At 69.8% G+C, this 22,475-nt stretch carries 18 protein-coding genes, 1 tRNA gene and 1 pseudogene; 11 read left to right on the top strand and 9 right to left on the bottom strand.

From position 1 onward, the window contains the following. Nucleotides 1–15: 15 nt before the first annotated feature. Both QC826_RS01845 and QC826_RS01840 read left to right on the top strand, forming a co-directional pair. Nucleotides 16–285 carry a type B 50S ribosomal protein L31 gene (locus tag QC826_RS01845; protein ID WP_093382148.1) on the top strand — a complete coding sequence of 90 codons (270 nt, stop codon included), beginning with the start codon at nt 16–18 and terminating at the stop codon, nt 283–285. A gap of 112 nt (nt 286–397) precedes the next feature. Then, nucleotides 398–2,122, top strand: coding sequence for a glycosyltransferase family 39 protein (locus QC826_RS01840; RefSeq protein WP_279764156.1), 1,725 nt, complete (start codon nt 398–400; stop codon nt 2,120–2,122). Nucleotides 2,123–2,199: 77 nt separating this feature from the next. On the opposite strand, the gene QC826_RS01835 is transcribed toward QC826_RS01840, so the two are convergent. Beyond that, the gene (locus tag QC826_RS01835) at nt 2,200–4,161 is read right to left on the bottom strand and encodes an APC family permease (protein ID WP_279764155.1); all 1,962 of its coding nucleotides are present in this window, start codon (nt 4,159–4,161) and stop codon (nt 2,200–2,202) included. A 144-nt stretch (nt 4,162–4,305) separates the two neighbouring features. On the opposite strand from QC826_RS01835, the gene QC826_RS01830 reads away from it, so the two are divergent. Beyond that, nucleotides 4,306–4,390, top strand: a tRNA-Leu gene (locus QC826_RS01830). 209 nt (nt 4,391–4,599) lie between these two features. After that, on the top strand, nt 4,600–5,034 hold the full coding sequence (locus QC826_RS01825) for a hypothetical protein (protein ID WP_279764154.1): 435 nt from the start codon (nt 4,600–4,602) through the stop codon (nt 5,032–5,034). Between the two features lie 71 nt (nt 5,035–5,105). Here QC826_RS01825 and QC826_RS01820 read toward each other — a convergent pair whose 3' ends face one another. From QC826_RS01820 to QC826_RS01810, 3 genes and pseudogenes are all read right to left on the bottom strand, one after another. Continuing rightward, nucleotides 5,106–5,456 (bottom strand): helix-turn-helix domain-containing protein, encoded by a 351-nt coding sequence (locus QC826_RS01820; RefSeq protein WP_279764153.1) that lies wholly within the window; start codon nt 5,454–5,456, stop codon nt 5,106–5,108. Between the two features lie 131 nt (nt 5,457–5,587). Next, nucleotides 5,588–7,387, bottom strand: a complete 1,800-nt coding sequence (locus QC826_RS01815) for an amidohydrolase (RefSeq protein WP_279764152.1) — start codon at nt 7,385–7,387, stop codon at nt 5,588–5,590. A gap of 200 nt (nt 7,388–7,587) precedes the next feature. Next, a pseudogene (locus QC826_RS01810) lies at nt 7,588–8,067 on the bottom strand (FxDxF family PEP-CTERM protein); the annotation flags it as partial. A 208-nt stretch (nt 8,068–8,275) separates the two neighbouring features. Here QC826_RS01810 and QC826_RS01805 point away from each other — a divergent pair. The 5 genes from QC826_RS01805 (at nt 8,276) to QC826_RS01785 (ending at nt 13,556) form a co-directional block, all read left to right on the top strand. Further along, complete coding sequence (locus QC826_RS01805; RefSeq protein WP_279764150.1) at nt 8,276–8,887, top strand: response regulator; 612 nt, start codon at nt 8,276–8,278, stop codon at nt 8,885–8,887. Next, a complete protein-coding gene (locus QC826_RS01800) occupies nt 8,880–10,685 on the top strand; it encodes a hybrid sensor histidine kinase/response regulator (RefSeq protein ID WP_279764149.1) in 1,806 nt (601 codons plus the stop codon). The genes QC826_RS01805 and QC826_RS01800 overlap by 8 nt, the downstream gene beginning before the upstream one ends. A gap of 128 nt (nt 10,686–10,813) precedes the next feature. Further along, entirely contained in the window at nt 10,814–11,605 is a 792-nt protein-coding gene (locus tag QC826_RS01795; protein ID WP_279764148.1) for a hypothetical protein, read from the top strand. Between the two features lie 161 nt (nt 11,606–11,766). Continuing rightward, nucleotides 11,767–12,852, top strand: coding sequence for a sensor histidine kinase (locus tag QC826_RS01790; protein WP_279764147.1), 1,086 nt, complete (start codon nt 11,767–11,769; stop codon nt 12,850–12,852). Next, on the top strand, nt 12,849–13,556 hold the full coding sequence (locus QC826_RS01785) for a DNA-binding response regulator (RefSeq protein ID WP_279764146.1): 708 nt from the start codon (nt 12,849–12,851) through the stop codon (nt 13,554–13,556). The genes QC826_RS01790 and QC826_RS01785 overlap by 4 nt, the downstream gene beginning before the upstream one ends. Nucleotides 13,557–13,803: 247 nt before the next feature. Here QC826_RS01785 and QC826_RS01780 read toward each other — a convergent pair whose 3' ends face one another. From QC826_RS01780 to QC826_RS01760, 5 genes are all read right to left on the bottom strand, one after another. Further along, on the bottom strand, nt 13,804–14,928 hold the full coding sequence (locus QC826_RS01780) for a glycosyltransferase family 4 protein (RefSeq protein ID WP_279764145.1): 1,125 nt from the start codon (nt 14,926–14,928) through the stop codon (nt 13,804–13,806). 34 nt (nt 14,929–14,962) lie between these two features. Further along, nucleotides 14,963–16,114: a glycosyltransferase family 1 protein gene (locus tag QC826_RS01775; RefSeq protein ID WP_279764144.1), complete on the bottom strand. Its 1,152-nt coding sequence runs from the start codon at nt 16,112–16,114 to the stop codon at nt 14,963–14,965. Further along, nucleotides 16,111–16,947, bottom strand: a complete 837-nt coding sequence (locus QC826_RS01770) for a GDP-mannose 4,6-dehydratase (protein ID WP_409567848.1) — start codon at nt 16,945–16,947, stop codon at nt 16,111–16,113. Before QC826_RS01770 ends, QC826_RS01775 begins: the two co-directional genes overlap by 4 nt. A gap of 109 nt (nt 16,948–17,056) precedes the next feature. After that, nucleotides 17,057–18,100, bottom strand: a complete 1,044-nt coding sequence (gene gmd / locus QC826_RS01765) for a GDP-mannose 4,6-dehydratase (RefSeq protein WP_279764142.1) — start codon at nt 18,098–18,100, stop codon at nt 17,057–17,059. Nucleotides 18,101–18,381: 281 nt separating this feature from the next. Further along, the gene (locus QC826_RS01760) at nt 18,382–20,700 is read right to left on the bottom strand and encodes an NADP-dependent malic enzyme (protein WP_279764141.1); all 2,319 of its coding nucleotides are present in this window, start codon (nt 20,698–20,700) and stop codon (nt 18,382–18,384) included. Nucleotides 20,701–21,004: 304 nt separating this feature from the next. On the opposite strand from QC826_RS01760, the gene QC826_RS01755 reads away from it, so the two are divergent. Then, nucleotides 21,005–21,424: a hypothetical protein gene (locus QC826_RS01755; RefSeq protein WP_279764140.1), complete on the top strand. Its 420-nt coding sequence runs from the start codon at nt 21,005–21,007 to the stop codon at nt 21,422–21,424. Nucleotides 21,425–21,492: 68 nt separating this feature from the next. Then, complete coding sequence (gene thiL / locus QC826_RS01750) at nt 21,493–22,461, top strand: thiamine-phosphate kinase (RefSeq protein WP_279764139.1); 969 nt, start codon at nt 21,493–21,495, stop codon at nt 22,459–22,461. Nucleotides 22,462–22,475 lie beyond the last annotated feature (14 nt).

The raw sequence follows: 22,475 nt of genomic DNA, 5'->3' as shown, positions 1-22,475 counted from the left end.
CATCTAAGGCATCCCATGAAGACCGATATCCATCCAGAATACCGCGAAGTTGTTTTCCACGACCTGTCGTGCGATTTCAAATTCGTCACCCGTTCGACCATCAACACCCGCGAAAAGATCACCCTCGACGGTAAAGAGTACCCACTGGTCAAGATCGAGGTGTCGGCTGAATCGCACCCGTTCTACACCGGCAAGCACAAGATCGTCGACACCGCCGGCCGCGTCGAGAAGTTCCGTCAGAAATTCGGTTCCGTCGGTTCGAAAACCGCCATCGCAGCAGGCTAATTTCCGCCGCTTCGAACAAAAAGGCAGCCTCGGCTGCCTTTTTTTGTCTGTCGCTGTCCGCGCCCGTGTTTTCCTGCATACTGCCGTCTACCTCCCTATTGCACACTGATCGATGAAGCCAGTCCGACTTCCCGCCGCCGCCACCCTGGCCCTGCCCCGCTGGGCGCTGTTCGCCCTCGGCCTGCTCTACATCCTGCCCGGCCTGATCGGCCGCGACCCGTGGAAGAACGACGACGCCGCCAGCTTCGGCGCGATGTGGACGATGGCCCAGGGCGGCTGGCAGGACTGGCTGTGGCCCAACATCGCCGGCCTCAGCGTGACCGACGAGGGGCCGCTGGCCTTCTGGCTGGGCGCGCTCGGCATCAAGCTGTTCGGCTGGCTGCTGGGCGACGTGCTGGGCGCCCGCGTCGCCACCGGCCTGGTGTTCCTGCTCGGCGTGGCCGCCGTCTGGTACGCCGCCTTCAACCTGGGCCGCCGCCCCGACGCCCAGCCGCTGCGCCTGGCCTTCGGCGGCCAGCCCGAGCCGCGCGACTTCGGCCGCACCCTGGCCGACGCCGCCGTGCTGATCTACCTGGGCAGCCTGGGCCTGCTGCTGCACAGCCACGAGACCACCGCCGAGGCGATGCAGGTGTCGCTGGTGGCGCTGCTGGTCTACCGCGCCGTGCGCTACGTCGAGCTGGCCTCGCTGCGCAACGCCGCCCTGGTCGGCCTGGCGCTCGGCCTGCTGAGCCTGAACCGCGGCTGGCTGACGCCGGCCGCGCTGAGCCTGGCGCTGCTGCTGTGCACCCGCTTCCTCGGCCTGCCGCCGGGCCGCGCCCTGCGCGACCTGGCCGCCGCCGCCGCCGTCGCCGTGGCCATCGCCGCGCTGTGGCTGCTGCCGGCCCATCTGCTGCGGCCCTACCAGCAAACCCCGCTGGCCGGCTGGCTGGCGCTGGGCGGCGCCCAGCTGGCGCTGCCGACGGTGCTGTCGCTGAAGTTCTTCTTCCGCGTCGGCACCTGGTTCTTCTGGCCCGCCTGGCCCTTCGCCGGCTGGGCCGTGTACGCCTGGCGCCGCCAGCGCCACGTGCTGCACATCGTGGTGCCGCTCAGCTTCGTCATCATGGCCGCGCTGCTGACCCTGTTCCACCCGAATCCCGAGCAGGGCCAGCTGCTGGCCCTGCTGCCGCCGCTGGCCATCATGGCCGCCTTCGGCCTGCTGACCATGAAGCGCGGCGCCATCAACGCCATCGACTGGTTCTCGGTGATGGCGCTGACCCTGTGCGCCGCCGTCATCTGGATCTTCTGGATCGCCAAGCTGACCGGCTGGCCGGCCCAGGCCGCCAAGAACGCGCTCAAGCTGGTGCCCGGCTTCAAGCCCGAGCTGGGCCTGCTGGCCTTCCTCGTCGCCGCCGCCGCCACCTGCGGCTGGATCGCCCTGGTGCACTGGCGCCTGTCGCGCCAGCCGGCCGTGCTGTGGCGCGCCGTGGTGCTGTCCTCCGGCGGCCTGATCCTGATCTGGATTTTGCTGATGACGCTGTTCCTGCCGGACATGAACTACAGCAAGAGCTACGCCAGCGTGGCGCGCCAGATCGCCGACAAGCTGCCGCCCGGCGCCGGCTGCATCGAAACCAACGTCGGCCCGGCGCAGCGCGCCTCCTTCGCCTACTACGCCCACCTGCCGTTCACCGGCGTCGAGGGCGGCCGCTGCGAGCTGCTGCTGCTGCAGGACAGCGTGCGCCTGCGCGACGACCGCGAGATCGCGGCGCAGCACCGTGGCAAGCAATGGCAGTTGCTGTGGGAGGGCCGCCGGCCGTCCGACCGCGAGGAACGCTTCCGCCTGTACCGCCGCGCCGACTGAGCGCCGGCGACGGCGGCAAGCCAAAAGGGGCGGCCCATGCCTGGGCCGCCCCTTTTTCACGTCCGGCGCCGTGGCGCCTAGACCTTCATCGGCAGGATCACCATCTGCAAGCCCTCCAGATGCAGGCGGCGCTGCACCGCCAGCGCCGCCTGGTTGTGCAGGATGCGCGTCATCCAGTTGTCGGTCGAGAAGATCAGTTTGCTGGTGAAGAAGATCGCGTGCGGGAACTCCTCGCTGATCTGCTCGCACAGGCGGGTCACCTCGTCCACCGCGTCTGTGCCGAAGCCCAGGTAGGAGGCCGAGGCCATGTGGTGGCTGTGGCAGAAGTCGACGAAATACTCCAGCGTCTCGGCCGCCTCGCTGCGCATCTGTTCGAGCGCGCCCTCGCCGCCGTAGGCGTGCGAATCGACGGTGCGCGCGTTGACGAACAAAAAATTCTTGAAGTGGCCGGGGAACATGCGCTGCACCCACAGCAGCGCGTGCAGCCCGCCGCCGCGCGAGGTGCCGACGATGAACACGGCGGTCTGGTCGTCCGGCTGCGGCTCGACCGGCTCCGGGTTGGGGCCGAAGGGCTGGCTGGCGAACACCTCGTCGACCGAGTGGATGGCCTGCTTGGTCTGCTGGTAGTGCTTGCGCACGACGATGCACAGGCCGGCGATGGCGGCGATGATGACGATGGTGGCCCAGCCGCCGCCGGCGAAGCGCTCGACCAGCAGGATCGCCAGGATGCCGGCGCAGATGCCGAAACCAACCGCCGACAACAGCAGCCGGCGCAGCCAGTGCGTGCCACGGCGGCGGTTGCGCACCCAGTACAGGCACAGGCCGAACAGCGAGATGGCGAAGGTCAGGAACACCGAGATCGAATACAGCACCACCAGCAGGGTCACGCTGCCGCCGGTCCAGAACAGGATGGCCAGCGCGGCCAGGCCCATCACCAGGATGCCGTTCTGCGTCACCAGCCGGGTCGACAGGTAGCGGAACTTGTGCGGCACCCAGGAGTCCGCCGCCATGTTCGACAGCACCGACGGGCCGCCGAGGAAGCCGGTGTTGGCGGCGACAAACAGCAGGCCCGCCTCGAAGGCCAGCACCACCACCAGCAGCACCTGGTTGAGCAGCGGCCCGCCCAGGCCCATGCTGGCGATGATGGTCTTGAAGGTCGAGGCGTTGAGGGTCTCGCCGGCCACCGGCTTGGCGTCCCACAGCAGGTACAGCAGGATGATGCCGCCGGCCGTGAAGGCCAGCGACAGCGCCATGTACAGCATCGTCACCTTGCCGGTGCGCACGCGCGGCTCGGCCAGCAGGTTGACGTTGTTCGACACCGCCTCCAGCCCCGTGTAGGTGCCGCCGCCCTGCGAATAGGCCAGCAGCAGCATGCCGGCCACGCCGGTCCAGCCGATCTGCGTGGCCAGCTGGCCGGTCTCGGCCAGCGTGGTCGGCACCAGCTCGGGCAGGTGCGAGGCGTGGGCGACAATGCCGTAAACGATCAACACCAAATGGGTGGCGACGAAGCCGAGGAAGATCGGCAGCAGGATCTGGATCGCCTCCTTCAGGCCGCGCAGGTTCATCACGATCAGCAGGCCGATGAAGAAGGCCTCGGCCCACAGCTTGTAGGGCTGGAAGCCGAGCGGCAGGAAGGAGGCCAGCGCGTCGACGCCGGAGGCGATCGAGATGGCGATGGTGAGCACGTAGTCGAGGATCAGGGCGCAGCCGGAGATCAGGCCCATGTAGGGGCCGACCAGGCGCGTGGCGACGCGGTAGCCGCCGCCGCCGGTGGGGAACAGCTCGATCACCTGGTTGTAGGCCAGCGCGATGATGAACACCGTGACGGCGGTGGCGATGGCCATGTACAGGCCGAGGTGGGTGTGGGCGCCGAGCGCCTTGAAGGTCTCCTCCGGGCCGTAGGACGAGGAGGACAGGCCGTCCGCGCCGAGGCCGACCCAGGCCAGAAAGGCCACCAGCGCCATCGAGTGGCGGGTTTCGCTCTTCATCGGGTCGAGCGGCTTGCCGAGGATGATCTCGCGGATCTTGCTGTTGTTCATGCGGGAACGCCGGACCTGCCGGCCGTTGCGGGGGGAGCAGAGATGATACCCGCTTCGCCCGGGCCTGGAATGTTTGCACAAATATAAAAATTCCGAACCAGGGTTGCCGGATGCGGCTAAATCAGTGATAATGCCAGTCGCGTTGCCCGAGTGATGGAATTGGTAGACGTAGCGGACTCAAAATCCGCCGCCGCAAGGCGTGCCGGTTCAAGTCCGGCCTCGGGCACCACCAAACACCGACAGACGGCCCTCAGCAATGAGGGCCGTTTTGTTTTGTGGCGCGACTCCGTCACCGCGCCTGCGCTTGGCCGCCCGGCCCCCTTCCATCCCCTGCACTCACTCCCGGCGCAACATCTATACTCTTTGCGGTGCTGCAAACCCTTTCCGGTATGCGAGGAATAGGATCCAGTTCAAGAAAAAAGTGACCGAGGTGACAACATGCGCAGCTTGAGAATTGGCATGGCAACGATTTGCATCGGTATCGGACTAAGTGTCCATGCCCAGGCGCCAGCATTGTCGGGGCGCTTCGCGGGAACTGGCCGCGCGTGTTTCGGCAGCCTGTCGGTTCAAAGCAAAACGATCACGTGGTCGACACCGTTCAGCCAATGCATTCGGCTGCCGTATGAAACGGTTGAGCAAGACACCAGCTCGCACAACGCCCGCTTCACTTTCAGCTTCAAGCGTCAGCCTGCAGGCTGCCGCTATCGGATTATCACGATCACGCACGACGGCGGGCGCGACGACAGCAAGGGCTGGCAGGTGACCGGCTACGGCCAAGAGCACAGCTACTTGGCCGACAAGGCGAACGGCTACACCTCAGATGCGCCCGACATCATGTCGTGCTACTTGATACGCGAGCCGAACAAGAGTTAGCAGGCCACAAAAATACCAATGACGAGCCCTTACTCACGATTTGCGCGGACTAGGTAATTGAAGCGACCAATCTAGGCGAAATCGAGAGAAACATGATCTGCCAGCGCCTCCGGCTTGACGGTACGTCCACGCTTGACCAGCCGGATTAGGCCAAATAGTTCCATCGTATGCAAGGACCTCGAGACATTTGGCGCTTGCTTCCCCATCGCTTGCGCCAGTTGGCTGACCGACTCAGGCTGCTCTTCGCGAATGAACCTCAGCAACGCCATGTTCTCGTCCGACAGTACGCGTAAAGCCGCCGTCGCCGAGGGGAACCAAACGTTAGGTTCATGCTCCGCGCGTTGACGTGTACCCGCAGCTATCGCCAATGAGCGTGCCCTCTGCTCGGCAACGGACGCGATACCGAAATTGAGTTTTCTCATGGCAGCATTTCCTTCAGAACGCGATCCACTTCCAATCACGAGATGATAAGTGTTTTCAACGCCGTTCAGTACCATGTCCCAAACTAGCACTGTATTTCTGCCCGGTTCGATTTGCGCGGCGGCCGGCAGATTTAAGGCATCGCCTCGTCGCGGTAGACCACCTTGCCGCCCACCACCGTCTGCAAGACCTTGATGTTGGCGATGTCCTCGGCCGGGATGGTGAAGAAGTTGCGGTCGAGGACGATCAGGTCGGCCAGCTTGCCCACCTCCAGCGAGCCGGTCTGCGACTCCTGGCGCAGCGAGTAGGCGGCGTTGATCGTGATGGCGCGCAGCGCGGCGGCGCGCGGCAGGCCGGGTTGGGCGCCGAGCCGGCCGGCGAACTCGGCGCCGGCGTCCGGCGCCGCCGTGCGCGTCACGCCGACCTTCAGCGCGAACCACTGGTCGAGCGCGTCGACCGGCCAGTCGCTGCCGAAGGCGACACGGGCGCCGGCGTCGAGCAGCAGCGCCTGCGGCTCGACCAGGGCGTAGCGCTGCGGCCCCATGTACGGTTGCAGCGCGCCCACCGTGTCCGGCGCCGGCTTGGCCCACTGGAAGGACAGCACGGCGGTGGTGTCGAGCGCGGCGAAGCGGGCCAGGTCGGCCGGGTCGACGATCTCGTCGTGCGCCAGCGCCGGCCGCGCGGCGCGGCCCTCGGCCGTGGCGCGCAGCGCGGCGATGGCGTCGAGCGCCTCGCGCACGGCGCCGTCGCCGTCGACGTGGATGTGCGGGTCGATGCGCGCCCGGGCCAGCTCGCCCAGCACGCCGCGCAGCGCGGCCGGCGCGAAGTAGGCGGCCGGCCCGGTGCTGTCGCCCGGCACCCAGTGCGGCTGCTGCGGCGTGCCCTTGTCGACATAGTAGGGCGCCAACATGGTGCCGGTCAGCGCCGGCGCGGCGATCACGCCGTCCATGAACAGCTTGGCGTGGCGCACCTGCATCGACGGCGCGACGCGGGTCGGCCCCTGGTCATAGCGGCGCGCCTGCGCCAGCAGCGCGGCCACCGCCTTGGCCGGCGCGGCGCCGTCCTCCGGCGCGATCAGCACGGCGAAGTGGCCGCGCGCGCTCAGCTCGCCGCGCCGTTGCAGCTGGCGGAAGGCGGTCATGGTTTCCGGGTCGGTGTAGGCGTCGAGGAAGCTGGTCACGCCCTGGCGGCGCATGGCGGCCAGCGCGGCGCGCGAGGCGGCCAGGTTCTCGGCCGGGGTCAGCGGCGGCAGGTGCTGCATCACCAGCTCCTGGGCGGCGTCCTCCAGCAGGCCGCTGGCCTCGCCGCCGGCGTCGCGCACGATCTTGCCGGCCACCGGGTCGGGCGTGTCGCGGCCGATGCCGGCCAGCTCCAGCGCGCGGCGGTTGACCAGCGCCGAGTGGCCGAAGGACGAGCGCACCACCACCGGGCGCGCGGTGTTCAAGGCGTCGAGCGTGGCGGCGCTGGTGGCCACGCCGTCCGGCTGCATGCCCTGCTGGAACCAGTTGACCACCACCAGCCAGCGCTTGGCGTCGGCGCCCTTGTCCCGGTCGAGGCAGGCCTGGATACGCGCCTGGAACTGCGCCACCGTCAGCGCGGCGTAGTTCAGATTGCAGTTGAGCAGACGCGCGCCGCCCGATTGCGGATGCATGTGGCCGTCGACCAGGCCGGGCATCAGCATGCGCCCGCCCAGGTCGACCACCTTGCTGCGCTTGCCGATGTGGGCGGCGGCGCCGGCGTCGTCGCCGACGTAGACGATGCGTCCGCCGCGCACCGCCAGCGCCTGCCGCACGCTGTCCTGCGCGTCGACGGTGTAGACGTAGCCGTTGCGGTAGACCGTGTCGGCGGCCGGCGCGGGAGCGGCGCTGGCGGCGGCGCTGGCGGCGAGCAGCAGGGACAGGGTGGCGGCGTGGCGCAGCGTGCTTGAGGTCATGCGAAATCCCTTCGGGCCGGTGGATGGAATCGGGGCGTACCGCCGTGAGTGTAGCCGGCCGGCGCGGCGCGGTGTTCAACTTTTTCCGGCCGGCGCGCGGCGGCGCCGGCCGGCAACGACGAAGGGCCGCGGCGCTGGCGCGCCGCGGCCCTTCCCCTTGCTGCCGATGGATTGGCGCCGATTTGGCGCCAAATTGGCGCTTACTTGGCCTTGCGGCGGCGGGCGACGGCGCCCACCAGGCCCAGGCCGGCCAGCAGCATGCCGTAGGTTTCCGGTTCCGGCACGGCGGTGGTGATGTTGAAGTTGCCCGAGTAGCTGGCCGAGCTGCCGGCGAAGCCGGAGACCTGCAGCGTCAGCGGGCCGCTCAGCGAGAAGTTGCCCAGCCGCGCCTTGCTCTCGCCGTCCTCGTTGCTCAGCTTGAGTGCCTTGTGGTTCAGCGACACGCTGCTGAACTGGATCTGTTCGGAATCGAAACCGTAGAAGTTGATGACGCCGCCGTTGACCTTGAACTCGCCGTCCAGCACCGGGCTGAAGGTGTAGGTGTCGGAGAAGTAGTTGCCCTCCATCGGCGTCGGCTGGCTCAGGTTGAAGCTGCCGGTCCACTGATGGGGATTGCTCTTCGACTGGTGCAGTTCGACGGTGTAGTCTTTTGCCATCGCCGACGAGGCGAAAACGGTGCTCAGAACAAGTGCGAGTACGCTGGATTTCATTATTTGTTTCCCTAAAAGTAAAAAAGATCTCAGAATGGCATCGGGCCGGCCGACTTGATACTTGCTCGCCGAATAATAGTGATGATAAATTGACACTAGACATTAGGAAATAGTCCATTTGGACTGAATTGCCCCCCACCCCTTGCCGACGCCGCCGCGCCATAGTGAAATGCTTGACATGAACCAGACCATCATTCTGATCGACGACCACTCGCTGTTCCGCGCCGGCCTGCGCCTGATGCTGGCCGAGGCGCTCGGCGGACTCGACGTGCGCGAGGCGGCCTCGCTCGACGAGGCGCTGGCCGGTCCGCGCGACGCCGCCGCGCCGCAACTGGTGCTGCTCGACATCCAGCTGCCCGGCGTGAACGGCCTGGACGGCATGGCGCTGATCCGCCGCCGCTGGCCCGACTGCGCCATCATCGTGCTGTCGGCCGACGCCGCCAGCGAGACCGCCCACGACGCGCTGGCGCGCGGCGCCGCCCGCTTCGTCTCCAAGGCCGAGCCGGCCGGCGCCATCCTGGCCGCCATCAGCGCGGTGCTGCGCGGCGAGGCCGGCGCGCCCCTGCCGCCCGGCGCCGGCGAGCGCGGCGAGCAGCTGCGCCTGACGCCGCGCCAGTGCGAGGTGCTGGCGCTGATCTGCCAGGGCCTGTCGAACAAGCTGATCGCGCGGCGCCTGAACCTGTCGGAGAACACCGTGCGCGGCCACGTCCAGGCGCTGCTGGCGCTGCTGGGCGTGGTCAGCCGTTCCGAGGCCGCCTTCGCCGCGCGCAGCCGGGGGCTGGTTGGCTAGCCCGGCCGGACCGGCGGCCGCCGCCGACACCGAGCGGCTGATCCGCGCCGAGCAGGCGCGCCTGTTGATGGGCAACATGGGCAGCTCGCTGCTGCCGGCCATTGTCGTCGCCCTGCTGCTGGTCTACACGCTGGCCACGCCGGACAACGCCGTCGCGCTGCGCCTGTGGTGCGGCGCCGTGATCGGCTCGAAGGTGTTCGCCAGCTGGGACGCGCGGCGCCTGCTGCGCGCCCCCATCCTGCCCGAGCACGCCGACCGGCTGACGCGCCGGCTGATCGTGCTCAACGCCGTCGACGGCGCCGCCTGGGGCGCGCTGGCCTTCGCCGGGCTGGACCCGGCGTCGGCGGCCAACAGCATCCTGGTGGTGGCGGTGCTGGCCGGCATCGTCGGCAACTCCATGTCGCTGCTCTCGCCGGTGCTGCCGGTGTTCGCCGTGTTCTGCGTGTTCGAGCTGGGCGCCTTGGCGGCCAAGGTGTGGTCGCTGGGCGACCTGGCCTTCCAGGCGCTGGGCATGGCGGTGCTGGTCTACCTGATGAGTTTGCTCAGCCAGGGCCGCAACAGCTCGCGCGCGGCGCGCGCGGCGATCCAGCTGCGCTTCGACAACATCGAGCTGATCGACCAGCTGCGCGTCGAGAGCGGCCGCGCGCAGCGGGCGCTGCGCGCGGCCGAGCAGGCCAACCTGGCCAAGTCGAAGTTCCTCGCCGCCGCCAGCCACGACCTGCGCCAACCGATCCACGCCCAGGGCCTGTTTCTCGAGGTGCTGGCGCGCTCGCCGCTGACGCCGGCCCAGCACGAGGTGCTGGCCAGCGCCCGCTCGGCCTCCGAGGCCTCGGCCAGCATGCTGCACACCCTGCTCGACTTCTCGCGCATCGAGGCCGGCGTGGTCGAGGCGCACCCGGCGCCGTTCCGCCTGCAGCCGCTGCTGGCCAAGATCGAGAGCGAGCTGGCGCCGCAGGCCGACGCCAAGGGCCTGATCTACCGCACCCGCGACAGCGAGCTGGTGCTGCAGTCGGACCCGGCGCTGGTCGAGCTGGTGCTGCGCAACCTGGTGTCGAACGCGGTGCGCTACACCGAGCGCGGCGGCATCCTGGTCGGCTGCCGCCGCCACGCCGGCGCCGCCGTGGTCGAGGTGTGGGACACCGGCATCGGCATCGCCGCCGGCCAGCAGCAGGAGATCTTCCAGGAGTTCCACCAGCTCGGCAACCCCGAGCGCGACCGCCAGAAGGGCCTCGGCCTGGGCCTGTCGATCGCCCGCGGCCTGGCGCGCATCCTCGACGCGCCGCTGGCGCTGGCCTCGCGGCCGGGGCGCGGCAGCGTGTTCCGCCTGACCCTGCCGCTGGCCCTGCGGGCGGCGCCGGCCGAGGCGGACGAGGCGGCGCCGCAGCAGCTGCGCCCGCTGGCGATGCGCGTGCTGCTGATCGACGACGACGCCATCGTCCGCGCCAGCATGCAGGCCCTGCTGCGCGAATGGGGCTGCGACTGCGCCGCCGCCGACGGCGTCGAGCAGGCGCTGGCGCTGGCGCCGGCGCTGCGCCCCGAGCTGATCGTCAGCGACTACCGGCTGCGCGGCCAGCACACCGGCGCCGAGGCGATCGCCGCGCTGCGCCAGCAGGCCGGGCGCGCGCTGCCCGCCCTGCTGATCACCGGCGACACCGCGCCGGTGCGCCTGCGCGAGGCGCGCAACAGCGGCGTGCCGCTGCTGCACAAGCCGGTGGCGCCGGCCCAGCTGCACCGCGAGCTGGCGCGCATCGCCGCCGCGCTGCAGGCGGCGCCGGCCGGCGCCGACACGCCGGCCTGAGCGCCGGCCGGCCGGCCCGGCATGACAAAAGTCACCCGACGGCGCTGATCGGCATCACTACCGGCAAGCGGCGCCGGCGCCGACAATGGCAGCAGTGCATCCAGCACACAACCCACTTGGAGCCAGCCATGTCGCACACCACCCGCCGCACCCGCCCCACCCTGCTCGCCCGCGCCCTCGGCCTGGCTTTCGGCCTGGTTTTCGGCCTAACTCTGGCCATGGCCGGCCCGGCCCGCGCCGCCGCCGCGCACGACTACCAGCCCGACTACCAGCGCATCGAGGCGGCCAGCTGGCAGGCCGACGTCGCCACCCTGGGCGCCGTCAGCGCCGAGTTGAACGCGCTGGCCGGCGACGGCGCCGAGGCCGCGCTGGCCGCCGCCTACGCCGACTACCGCCTGGCCAACGCCGGCCTGGCCGACGCCAAGCGCAACGACGCGGCGATCGGCGCCGCCCTCGAGCGCGCCCGCCTGCGCCTCGAAGGCCTGGCCGGGCGCGCCGAGCCGCAGCAGGCCGAGGCGCTGGCCATGCTGGCCGGCGTCTACGGCCTGCAGATCTCGCGCAGCCCGCTCAAGGGGCCGCTGCTCGGCGTCAAGGCCAACCAGGCCATCGCCGAGGCGCTGCGGCTGGCGCCCGAGCAGCCGCGCGTGCGCCTGTTCGCCGGCATCTCGCGGCTGTACACGCCGGCCCTGTTCGGCGGCGACCGCGCCCTGGCCCTGGCCGACTTCGACAGCGTCGTCGCCCACCTGCCACGGGCCGAGGCCTCGGCCGCCAACTGGGGCTTGAACGACGCCCTGCTGTGGCGCGCCGTCGCCCTGAAGGCGGACGGCCGGCGCGACGAGGCGCGCGCCAGCGTGCAGCAGGTGCTCGACGCCGCGCCGCAGCACGGTTGGGCCAAGCGCCTGCTGGCCGGCCTGCGCTGAGCCGGTCGACGCGGCGGGCGAGCGCGCCGCCGCGTCTTGGCCGGCGCCGCCGCGGTCCGGCCGCTCCGGCATGGCGCGGCGGCGCCGGCGCCGCTACAATGCCCCCATTGCCATCCAAACAAGACGGCCCGCGCGCCGCCGTCGCCATCCCGAAAGCCCGCATGCGCTTGACACTGCTGCCCTCCACGCCGGAAACCGGCCGCACGCCCTACCTCTGGCTGGTCTACCTCGGCCTCTACCTCGCCCCCTATTTCCTGCGGCCGCACAGCGCCTACCAGCTCGGCCTGGCCGCCGCCACGCTGCCGCTGTTCCTGCTGCTGTACTTCCGTGGCTACTGGCTGGACGGCGCGGCGCTGTGGCGCAACTCGCTGCTGATCACCGCGCTGGGCATGCTGTCGGCCGCGCACAACTCCGGCGCGGCGGTGTTCTTCATCTACAGCGCCTGCGCCGGCGCCGGCTTCGAACGGCCGCGCGAGGGCTTCCTGCTGGTCGCCGCCAACGTGCTGCTGGGCGCCCTGACCGCCTGGTTGCTGCAGCCGCAGCAGACCTTCCTGCTCCAGGTGCTGATCCTGCCGGTGTTCATCGCCGGCCCGCTGATCCACTTCCACGAGAGCCGGCGCGCCGCCGGCCGTTTGCTGCGCAAGCAGGAGGAGGTCGAGCACCTGTCGAAGATCGCCGAGCGCGAACGCATCGCGCGCGACATGCACGACGTGCTCGGCCACACCCTGTCGCTGATCGCCCTGAAGAGCGAGCTGGCGCGGCGCCTGGTGGCGGGCCAGCCGCAACGCGCCGAGGCGGAGATGCGCGAGGTCGAGGACAGCGCGCGCGACGCGCTGCGCCAGGTGCGCCAGGCCATCGTCGGCTACCGCAGCGCCGGCCTGCCCTTCGAGCTGGCCCAGGCCGACAAGGCGCTGCAGACGGCCGGCGTGGCGCTGCAAACGCGGATCGAGCCGCTGGCGCTGCCGGCGGCGGTGGAGAACGTGCTGTCGCTGGCGCTGCGCGAGGCGGTCACCAACATCGTGCGCCACGCCGGCGCCAGCACCTGCCACATCGCGCTGCGCCAGGCGGACGGACGGGTGCACTGCGACATCAGCGACGACGGCACGGCGGCCGCCCCGGTCACGCCGGGCAACGGCCTGCGCGGCATGCGCGAGCGCGTCGAGGCGCACGGCGGCGCCATGGCGCTGGCGGCCGGCCCCGGCCTGCGGCTCAGCCTCTCGTTGCCCGCCACGGCGGCGCTGCCATGAGCGGCGCCACGCCGAACCAGGCGCCGCCGGATGCGGCCGAAGCGAACGCGGCCCGACCTGGCGCGGCCCGACCTAACGAGGCCCGACCGAGCGCGGCCCGACCGATCCGCATCCTGATCGCCGAGGACCAGGCGTTGGTGCGCGGCGCCCTGGCCGCCCTGCTGGCGCTGGAACCGGACTTCGTCATCGCCGGCCTGGCCGGCGACGGCGCCGAGGCGCTGCGCCTGATCGCCGAGCTGGCGCCGGACATCGTCCTGTCCGACATCGAGATGCCCGGCATGGGTGGGCTGGAACTGGCCCAGCAAATCCGCGCGCAAAACCGGCGCGCCCGCGTCATCATCGTCACCACCTTCGGCCGCGCCGGCTACCTGCGCCGCGCCCTCGACGCCGGCGTGGCCGGCTACCTGCTCAAGGACGCGCCGGCCGAGGCGCTGGCGCGGGCCATCCGCACGGTGCACGGTGGCGGTCAGGTGGTCGATCCCGAGCTGGCGGTGCAGTCCTGGGGCCAGCGCGACCCGCTCACGGCGCGCGAGCGCCAGGTGCTGCAGTTGGCCGCCGACGGCGCCAGCTCGCTGGAGATCGCCCGCATCGCCTGCCTGTCCGAGGGCACGGTGCGCAACTACCTGTCGGAGGCGATCAGCAAGCTGGGCGCGGCCAACCGCACCGAGGCGGCGCGCATGGCGCGCGACCAGGGCTGGCTGTGAGGCCGGCAGGATGGCGGGGACGAGGATGACTGCGGCGGGCCGCCGGCGGACTGCGGCGGGCCGATTGCGGATGACGGCTGACGGGGTGAACTCCCGCGTCCGGCCATGTCGTTGCGTCACACAGTGGGCCGCCGATAACATTGTTGTTGGCGTTGCTGTGACCACGACCGGGGCCGGGAGTTCGACGCAATATTAGCGTTGTATCAAGATCGCGGTTTGCGCAAAATCAAACCTCGCGCCGATGACCTCAGCGCTTGGCCGGCCGCGCCGCCAGTTCGCGGTACAGCCCGGCGTAGTTCTCGGCCATCTTCTCGGCGGTGAACAGCTCCCAGTAGCGCGCCTCGGCGCGCTCGCCCATGGCGGCGGCCAGCGCCGGCTGCTCCCACAGGGTGCGCATGGCCGCGCCCAGCGCCGCCGGGTCGTCCGGCGGCACCACCAGGCCGGTGTCGTTGTCGATGTTGATGTAGGTGGTGCCGGTGCCGATCTCGCTGGAGATCATCGGCTTGCCGAACATCGCGCCCTCGAGCAGCGAGATGCCGAAGGCCTCCGAGCGCAGGTGCGACGGGAACACCATGGCGTAGCACAACTGCAGCAGGGCGATCTTGTCGACCTCCTCGAGCGCGCCGACGAACATCACGTGGTGCAGGCCGAGCCGCTCGGCGTGGGCCTTGAGCTCGCGCTCGATCGGGCCGGCGCCGACGATCACCACCGGGTAGTCCAGCGCGGCGACGGCGTCGAGCAGGATGTGCAGGCCCTTGTAGTAGCGCAGCACGCCGATGAACAGGAAAAAGCGCCCGCCGCACTGGGCGCGCCACTTGTCGCGCACCGCCTGGCCCGGCTCGGGATAGGTGCTCTTGTCGAGGCCGTAGGTGATGGTGCGGATCTTCTCGCTGTAGCGCGCCAGCACCGGCGACGAGGCCAGGTAGTTGGGCGAGGTCGCCACGATCAGGTCGACGCTGCGCAGGAAGCGCTGCTTGAGCGGCGTGTAGACGCGCAGCAGGTTCTTCTGCCGCACGATGTCGGAGTGGTAGGTCACCACGCTGGGCTTGTCGATGCGCGCCATGAAATGGGCCAGGTCCATGAACGGCCACGGGAAGTGGTAGTGGATCACGTCGGCCTGGCGCGCCAGGCGCGCCAGCTTGCGGATGGCGGCGAAGGAGAAGCCGGTCGAGGCGATCTCGAAGTCGAGCGGCATGCGGTGCACCATGTGGCCCTCGAACTCGAGGTCGGACGGGTCCTTCTCGCGGGTCAGCGTGAGCACCTCGTTGGTCACGCCGAGGCGGCCGGTGCCGACGCACATCTGGCGGATGACCTGCTCGATGCCGCCCCAGCTGTCGGGGTAGTAGGTCTTGTAGAAGTGGAGGACGCGCATGGTAGGGGGCTAGGGGCGGTGGCGGCGGGCGCGCTCAGGATGAAAGGACGGAATGATACACGGCGCGGGTGCGGCGCGCCGTCTCGGCCCAGGTCAGCTCGAGCGCGCGGCGGCGGCCGGCGGCGACGCAGCGGGCGCGCAGCGCCTCGTCGCGCGCCATGGCGGCCATGGCGGCGGCCAGCTCGGCCACCGAGCCCGGATCGACCTCCAGCGCGGCGCCCAGGCACACCTCCGGCATCGAGGTGGCGTTCGAGGCGACCACCGGCACGCCGGCGGCGAAGGCCTCGACGATGGGCAGGCCGAAGCCCTCGTACAGCGAGGGGAAGACGAACACGCCGCTGCCGGCGTACAGATGGCGCAGTTGCGCGTGCTCGGTCAGGGCGCTGAGCCAGACCACGTTCTCGCCGCGCTGGCGGGCCGCCTCGAGGCGGCGGGTCAGCTCGACGCTGCGCCAGCCGGGCGCGCCGACCACCACCAGTTGGCGCGCCGCGCGCAGCACCGGCGGCAGCTGCAGGTAGGCCTCGAGCAGGCGCTCGACGTTCTTGCGCGGCTGCAGCGTGCCGACGAACAGGAAGTAGCCGGGCCGCAGGCCGTATTGCGCCAGCGTGGCGGCCACCGCCTCGGCGGCGGGCGGCTCGAACCATTCCTCGCCGACGCCGTTGTGGACCACGCTGATGCGCGCCGGGTCGACGCCGAAGCACTCGACCAGTTCCGTGACGGAGAAGCGCGAGCCGGTGATGACGTGGTCGGCCTTGCGCGCCGCCTTGGCCTGCAGCCAGTTCTTCAGCCGGCGCAGGCGCGGGTTGCACCACTCCGGATGGGCGATCGGCAGCGCGTCGTGCAGCGTCGCCACCAGCGGGCGGTCCATGCGCACGACGCGGTAGTCGGTGGCGTGGAACAGGTCGGGCACGCGGCCGTCGACGGCGTCGGCCGGCAGGCGCAGCGGCGCCGCCGCCGGCAGCAGGTCGCGCAGCGTGGCGGCGGCGAAGGAGCGCGGCAGCGCGCGGCCCAGGGTCAGCGCGGCGCCGGCGCCGGCCGGCGCGAAGGAGAACGGGCGCACCTCGCAACCGGCCTGCGGCAGCGCGCGCAGCAGCGCCAGGCTGTACACGCCGAGGCCGTCGAGCCGGCCGCCGGTCAGGCCCGGTTCGGCGGTGGTGGTGGACAGCGCGACGCGCGGCGCGCTCACGCCTGGTACATCCAGCGCAGCGTGTCGGCCAGCGGCGGCGCGGCGATGGCGCCGACGGCGGCCTCCAGGCGGCGCTTGTCGCCGACCAGCCGGGCCACCTCGTTGGCGCGCACGAAGGCCGGGTTGACGTGGACCTGGATGCGGTAGCCGGCGATCTCGGCCATCATGTCGAGCGCCTGGCCGAGCGAATAGGCCTGGCCGGAGCAGATGTTGAAGGTCTGGCCGGCCGGCGCGGCGGCCAGCAGGCGGCGGTAGCTGGCGGCCACCATGCGCACGTCGGAGAAGTCGCGCGCCACGTTCAGGTTGCCCAGCTCGATGTCGGTCGCGCCGCGGCGGAAGTGGCCGACGATCTTCGGCAGCAGGAAGTTGTCGTGCTGGCCGACGCCGGTGTAGTTGAACGGCCGGGTGACGACCAGCGGCAGCTTGTCGCGCCACAGGCCGGCCATGTATTCCATCGCCAGCTTGCTGACGGCGTAGTCGTTGGCCGGCGCGGCGCGCACGTCCTCGTCGATGAGCTCGACCTCGGTGTTGCCGTAGATGTTGGCGCTCGACGCCAGCAGCACCGCCGACGGCTTGTGCGGCTGGGCCGCCAGCGCCTCGAGCAGGTTGCGCGTGCCGACCACGTTGACGCGGTAGATTTGCTCGACGTCGGCGTGGCCGACGAAGGCGATGCCGGCCAGGTGGGCCACCACGTCCGGCCGCACCTCGGCCACCATGGCGGCGACGGCGGCGCGGTCGCACAGGTCGACGGCGTAGCAGTCGGCGTCGGCCGCGTGGCCCGGCGTGGTGGTGCCGAACACGCGGTAGCCGGCGGCGGCCAGCTCGGCCGCCATGTAGCGGCCGGTGAAGCCGGCCAGGCCGGTGACCAGGGCGCGCTTGCCGGCGCCCTCGCGCTGCGGCGAGAGGAACTGCGGCTGGGTCGGGCTGGCCACGGCGTCCACCTTAGAAGGAGAAGCCGGCGGTGTTGCGGCGCAGGTCGGCCTCGACCATCATCAGGCACAGCTCCTCGAGCGTGGTCTTGGGCGCCCAGCCCAGTTCGGCCAGCGCCTTGGCCGGATCGCCGATCAACAGCTCGACCTCGGACGGACGGTAGAATTTCGGGCTGACGCGCACCAGCACCTTGCCGCTGCGGCCGCAGGTGCCGACCTCGTGGTCGGCCGCGCCGCTCCACTCGATGGCCACGTCGATCGCCTTGAAGGCCATGCTGACGAAGTCGCGCACGGTCTCGGTGCGGTTGGTGGCCAGCACGTAGGTGTCGGGCTGCTCGGCCTGCAGGATGCGCCACATGCCCTCGACGTACTCCTTGGCGTAGCCCCAGTCGCGCTTGGCGTCGAGGTTGCCCAGTTCGAGCACGTCGAGCTTGCCCAGCTTGATCTTGGCGACCGAGTCGGTGATCTTGCGGGTGACGAACTCGCGCCCGCGCAGCGGCGACTCGTGGTTGAACAGGATGCCGGAGGTGGCGAAGATGCCGTAGGACTCGCGGTAGTTGACGGTCATCCAGTGGGCGTACAGCTTGGCCACGCCGTACGGGCTGCGCGGGTAGAACGGCGTGTCCTCGACCTGCGGGATGGCCTGCACCTTGCCGAACATTTCCGAGGTCGAGGCCTGGTAGAAGCGGATCTTCGGGTTGACGATGCGGATCGCCTCGAGCAGGTTGACCGGGCCCAGGCCGGTGATCTCGGCGGTGGTGATCGGCTGCTCGAAGGAGACGCCGACGAAGCTTTGCGCGGCCAGGTTGTAGACCTCGTCGAAGGCGGCCGACTGCAGCAAACGGATGCTCGAGCTCAGGTCGGTCAGGTCGTACTCGACCAGATTGAGGCGCGGGTGGGCCTCGATGCCGAGCTCCTCGATGCGCCAGAAGTTGACCGAACTGGTGCGGCGGTAGGTGCCGGTGACTTCGTAGCCTTTTTCCAACAACAGTTGCGCCAGATACGCGCCGTCTTGACCGGTGATGCCCGTGATGAGTGCTTTTTTAGTTTTTTGCATGGTGTTCACATTCGAATCCTGGAGTGGCCGGAAGGCGGCGGACCGGCCTTCAATTAACCCGATATTGTAACAGAGCGGCTTGCGCGCCCTTTGGCCGCGCCGTGGCTATTACAACAATTACATCTTGTTACAGGGCAATTCCCGGCGTCGATGCAATATTGTTTGATATGCATCAAGATGGCGCCCCGCGCCGGCGCCGGCGCCAAAAAAAAACCAGCACCCGGACGGGTGCTGGCCTTGGCGCGGCCGCGCTGGCGCGCCGGCGCGGCGGACGGGGTCGCTTAGGCCTTGCGCTGGGCCACCGCGTCGACCACGCACAGCGCGGTCATGTTGACGATGCGGCGCACCGTCGCCGACGGCGTCAGGATGTGCACCGGCTTGGCGCAGCCGAGCAGGATCGGGCCGACCGCGATGCCGTTGCCGGCCGCCGTCTTGACCAGGTTGTAGGCGATGTTGGCGGCGTCGATGTTGGGCATCACCAGCAGGTTGGCGTCGTGCTGCAGGTCCGAGCCGGGCATGATGGAGTTGCGCAGCTTGGAGTCGAGCGCGGTGTCGCCGTGCATCTCGCCGTCCACCTCCAGCTCCGGCGCCTGCTGGCGGATCAGCGCCAGCGCGGCGCGCATCTTCTGCGCCGAGGCGCTGTTGGACGAGCCGAAGTTGGAATGCGACAGCAGGGCGGCGCGCGGCGACAGGCCGAAGCGCTTCATCTCCTCGGCGGCCATGATGGTGATCTCGGCGAGCTGCTCGGCGTCCGGGTTCTCGTTGACGTGGGTGTCGACCACCACCAGCTGGCGCTCCGGCAGGATCAGCACGTTCATCGCCGCGTAGACCTTGGCGCCGGCGCGCTTGCCCAGCACCTGGTCGATGTAGTGCAGGTGCAGCTGGGTGGTGCCGAAGGTGCCGCAGATCATGCCGTCGGCGTCGCCCTTGTGGATCATCATGGCGCCGATCAGCGAATGGCGGCGGCGCATCTCCAGCTTGGCGTACTCCTGGGTCACGCCCTTGCGCGCGGTCATCTCGTAGTAGGCGTGCCAGTATTCGCGGTAGCGCTCGTCGAAGTCCGGGTTGATGACGTCGAAGTCGACGCCCTGCTTGAGGCGCAGGCCGAACTTCTCGATGCGCGTGGCCAGCACGGCCGGACGGCCCACCAGGATCGGCCGCGCCAGCTTCTCGTCGACCACCACCTGCACGGCGCGCAGCACGCGCTCCTCCTCGCCCTCGGCGTAGACGATGCGCTTGAGTTCGGCGGCGGTGCTCTTGGCGACCTGGAACAGCGGCTTCATGAAGGTGCCGCTGCGGTAGACGAACTGCTGCAGGCTGTCGGCGTAGGCCTGCAGGTCCTTGATCGGCCGCGTCGCCACGCCCGACTCGAAGGCCGCCTTGGCCACCGCCGGCGCGATCTTGATCAGCAGGCGCGGGTCGAAGGGCATCGGGATCAGGTACTCGGGGCCGAACGACAGGTTGCTGATGCCGTAGGTGGTGGCGACGATGTCGGACTGCTCGGCGTGGGCCAGCTCGGCGATGGCGTGCACCACCGCGATCTCCATCTCGCGGGTGATGGTGGTGGCGCCGCAGTCGAGCGCGCCGCGGAAGATGTAGGGGAAGCACAGCACGTTGTTGACCTGGTTCGGATAGTCCGAGCGGCCGGTGCAGATGACGGCGTCGCCGCGCACCGCCTTGACGTCCTCCGGCAGGATCTCCGGGCTGGGGTTGGCCAGCGCCAGGATCAGCGGATTGGGCGCCATCTTCATGACCATGTCCTGTTTCAGCACGCCGCCGGCGGAGACGCCGAGGAAGATGTCGGCGCCGGGGATCACCTCGGCCAGGGTGCGCGCGTCGGTCTCGCGGGCGAAGCGTTCCTTGTCCGGGTCCATCAGCTCGACGCGGCCCTTGTAGACCACGCCGGCCAGGTCGGTGACGAAGATGTTCTCCAGCGGGAAGCCGAGGTCGACGATCAGGTCGAGGCAGGCCAGCGCGGCCGCGCCGGCGCCCGACACCACCAGCTTGCAATTCTTGATGTCCTTGTTGACCACCTTGATGCCGTTCAGGATGGCGGCGCCGACGATGATGGCGGTGCCGTGCTGGTCGTCGTGGAAGACCGGGATCTTCATGCGGTCGCGCAGCTGGCGCTCGATGTAGAAGCACTCGGGCGCCTTGATGTCTTCCAGGTTGACGCCGCCGAAGGTCGGTTCGAGCGAGGCGATGATGTCGCACAGCTTGTCCGGATCCATCTCGTTGATCTCGATGTCGAACACGTCGATGCCGGCGAACTTCTTGAACAGCACGCCCTTGCCCTCCATCACCGGCTTGGCGGCCAGCGGACCGATGTTGCCCAGGCCGAGCACGGCGGTGCCGTTGGTGATGACCGCCACCAGGTTGCCGCGCGCCGTGTACTTGTAGGCGTTGGCCGGATCGATGACGATCTCCTCGCAGGGCGCCGCCACGCCCGGCGAATAGGCCAGCGCCAGATCGCGCTGGTTGGTCAGTTGCTTGGTCGGCGTGACGCTGATCTTGCCTGGTCTAGGGCACTCGTGGTATTCCAACGCGGCAAGGCGCAATTGTTGACGAAGTTCCTCTTTTTGATCAGATGACGAATCCATGTGCTGCCTTCCTGTTTGTACGATCGGAAAGCTTACGATTTTATCAGACCAATTCTTTCAATTAGCTAGGTATTTTTACCAAGTCCTGTGACGAAATGGCGCCAAGATTGCGAAAAACCGTGGTTTTGCCGAATGATGAGCGGAAAAAGGCTATTTAATTGATAAATACAATCAATTTCATTAATTGATTTTGTTTGACTATTGACTCCGGAATATCCATTGCACAGACCAATAGGTCCGTCCCGCCTGCCGGGGCCGGCTTTGTTGTATGCTCGTACACATTCCCCTTGCTGTGGAGAGTGTCATGACGGCCCTGATCAATCCGCCCGCCGGCGCGCCGGCCACCCCGCCGGTCCAGCCCTCGGCACAGTCGCCGGCGGTCGCCGGCGCCGACGGCCCGGCCTGGCGCCAGCTGCGCCAGTGGCAGCAGGACGGCAAGGAACTGGCCTTCGTCTACAGCCGCTCGCTCGGCGGCCTGATGCAGACCGGGCGCGGCCGCCTGGCGCGGCTGTCGGTCGAGGCGCTGGCCATCGAGGCGGGCCTGTGCAAGATGTTCGTGGTGCTCACCGGCGCCGGCTACGAGGCCGGCCCGCAGCTGTTCTTCACGCCCGACCTGCTGGGCCGCTTCAACGTCGAGGGGGTGGCGGTGCGGCTGGCCAACCACGACTGGCTGTTCCTGTCGGCCGAGGCGGTGCCGGCCCACCTGACCATCGGCAACACCTAGCCGCGAGCCGGGGCGCGGGCGCGGGTGGCGGCGCGCGCCGGCCGGCGCCGTTTCGGTACAATGGCGGCATGCTCTCCGAATTCGACCTCATCAAGCAATACTTCGTGCGCCCGCGCCACCCGGCCCGCGCCACCCTGGGCATCGGCGACGACTGCGCCCTGCTCACCCCCACGCCCGGCCGGCTGACGGCGATCTCGTCGGACATGCTGGTCGAGGGCCGCCACTTCTTCGCCGGCGCCGACCCCGTGCAACTGGGCCACAAGAGCCTGGCGGTGAACCTGTCGGACCTGGCGGCGATGGGCGCGCGGCCGGTCGGCTTCACGCTGGCGCTGGCGCTGCCGGCCGCCGAGCGCGACTGGCTGGCCGGCTTCTCCCAGGCGCTGTTCGCGCTGGCCGACGCCTTCGACTGCGAGCTGATCGGCGGCGACACCACCAAGGGCCCGCTGACCATCTGCATCACCGTGTTCGGCGAGCTGGCGCCCGGCACGGCGCTGCGGCGCGACGCCGCCCGCGCCGACGACGACATCTGGATCAGCGGCACCCTGGGCGACGCCCGCCTGGCGCTGGCCGGCTACCGCCAGGAGGTGGAGTTGCCGGCCGAGCTGCTGCGCGCCGCCGCGCCGCGCATGCACGCGCCGATCCCGCGCGTCGAGCTGGGCATGCTGCTGGCCGGGCAGCGCCTGGCGCACGCCGCCATCGACATCTCGGACGGCCTGGTCGGCGACCTCGGCCACATATTGGAACGCTCCGGCGTCGGCGCCACGCTCGACGTCGACGCCCTGCCGGCCGGTCCGGCGCTGGGCACCCGGCCGGCGGCGCTGCGGCGCGCCTACACGGCGGCCGGCGGCGACGACTACGAACTGTGCTTCACCGCCCCGGCCGGCGCCCGCGCCGCCATCCTGGCCGCCGCCGCCAGCGTCGCCACGGCGGTGACGCGGGTCGGCCGCATCGAGCCGGCCGCCGGCCTGCGCCTGGTCGACGCCGCCGGCAGCCCGCTCGACCTGCGCCTGGCCGGCTTCGACCACTTCGCCGGCTAGGCCGGCCGCGCCGG

Source organism: Rugamonas sp. DEMB1, assembly GCF_029834475.1.
Classification (GTDB): domain Bacteria; phylum Pseudomonadota; class Gammaproteobacteria; order Burkholderiales; family Burkholderiaceae_D; genus Rugamonas; species Rugamonas rubra.
This window is presented reverse-complemented; position numbering and strand designations above follow the sequence as displayed.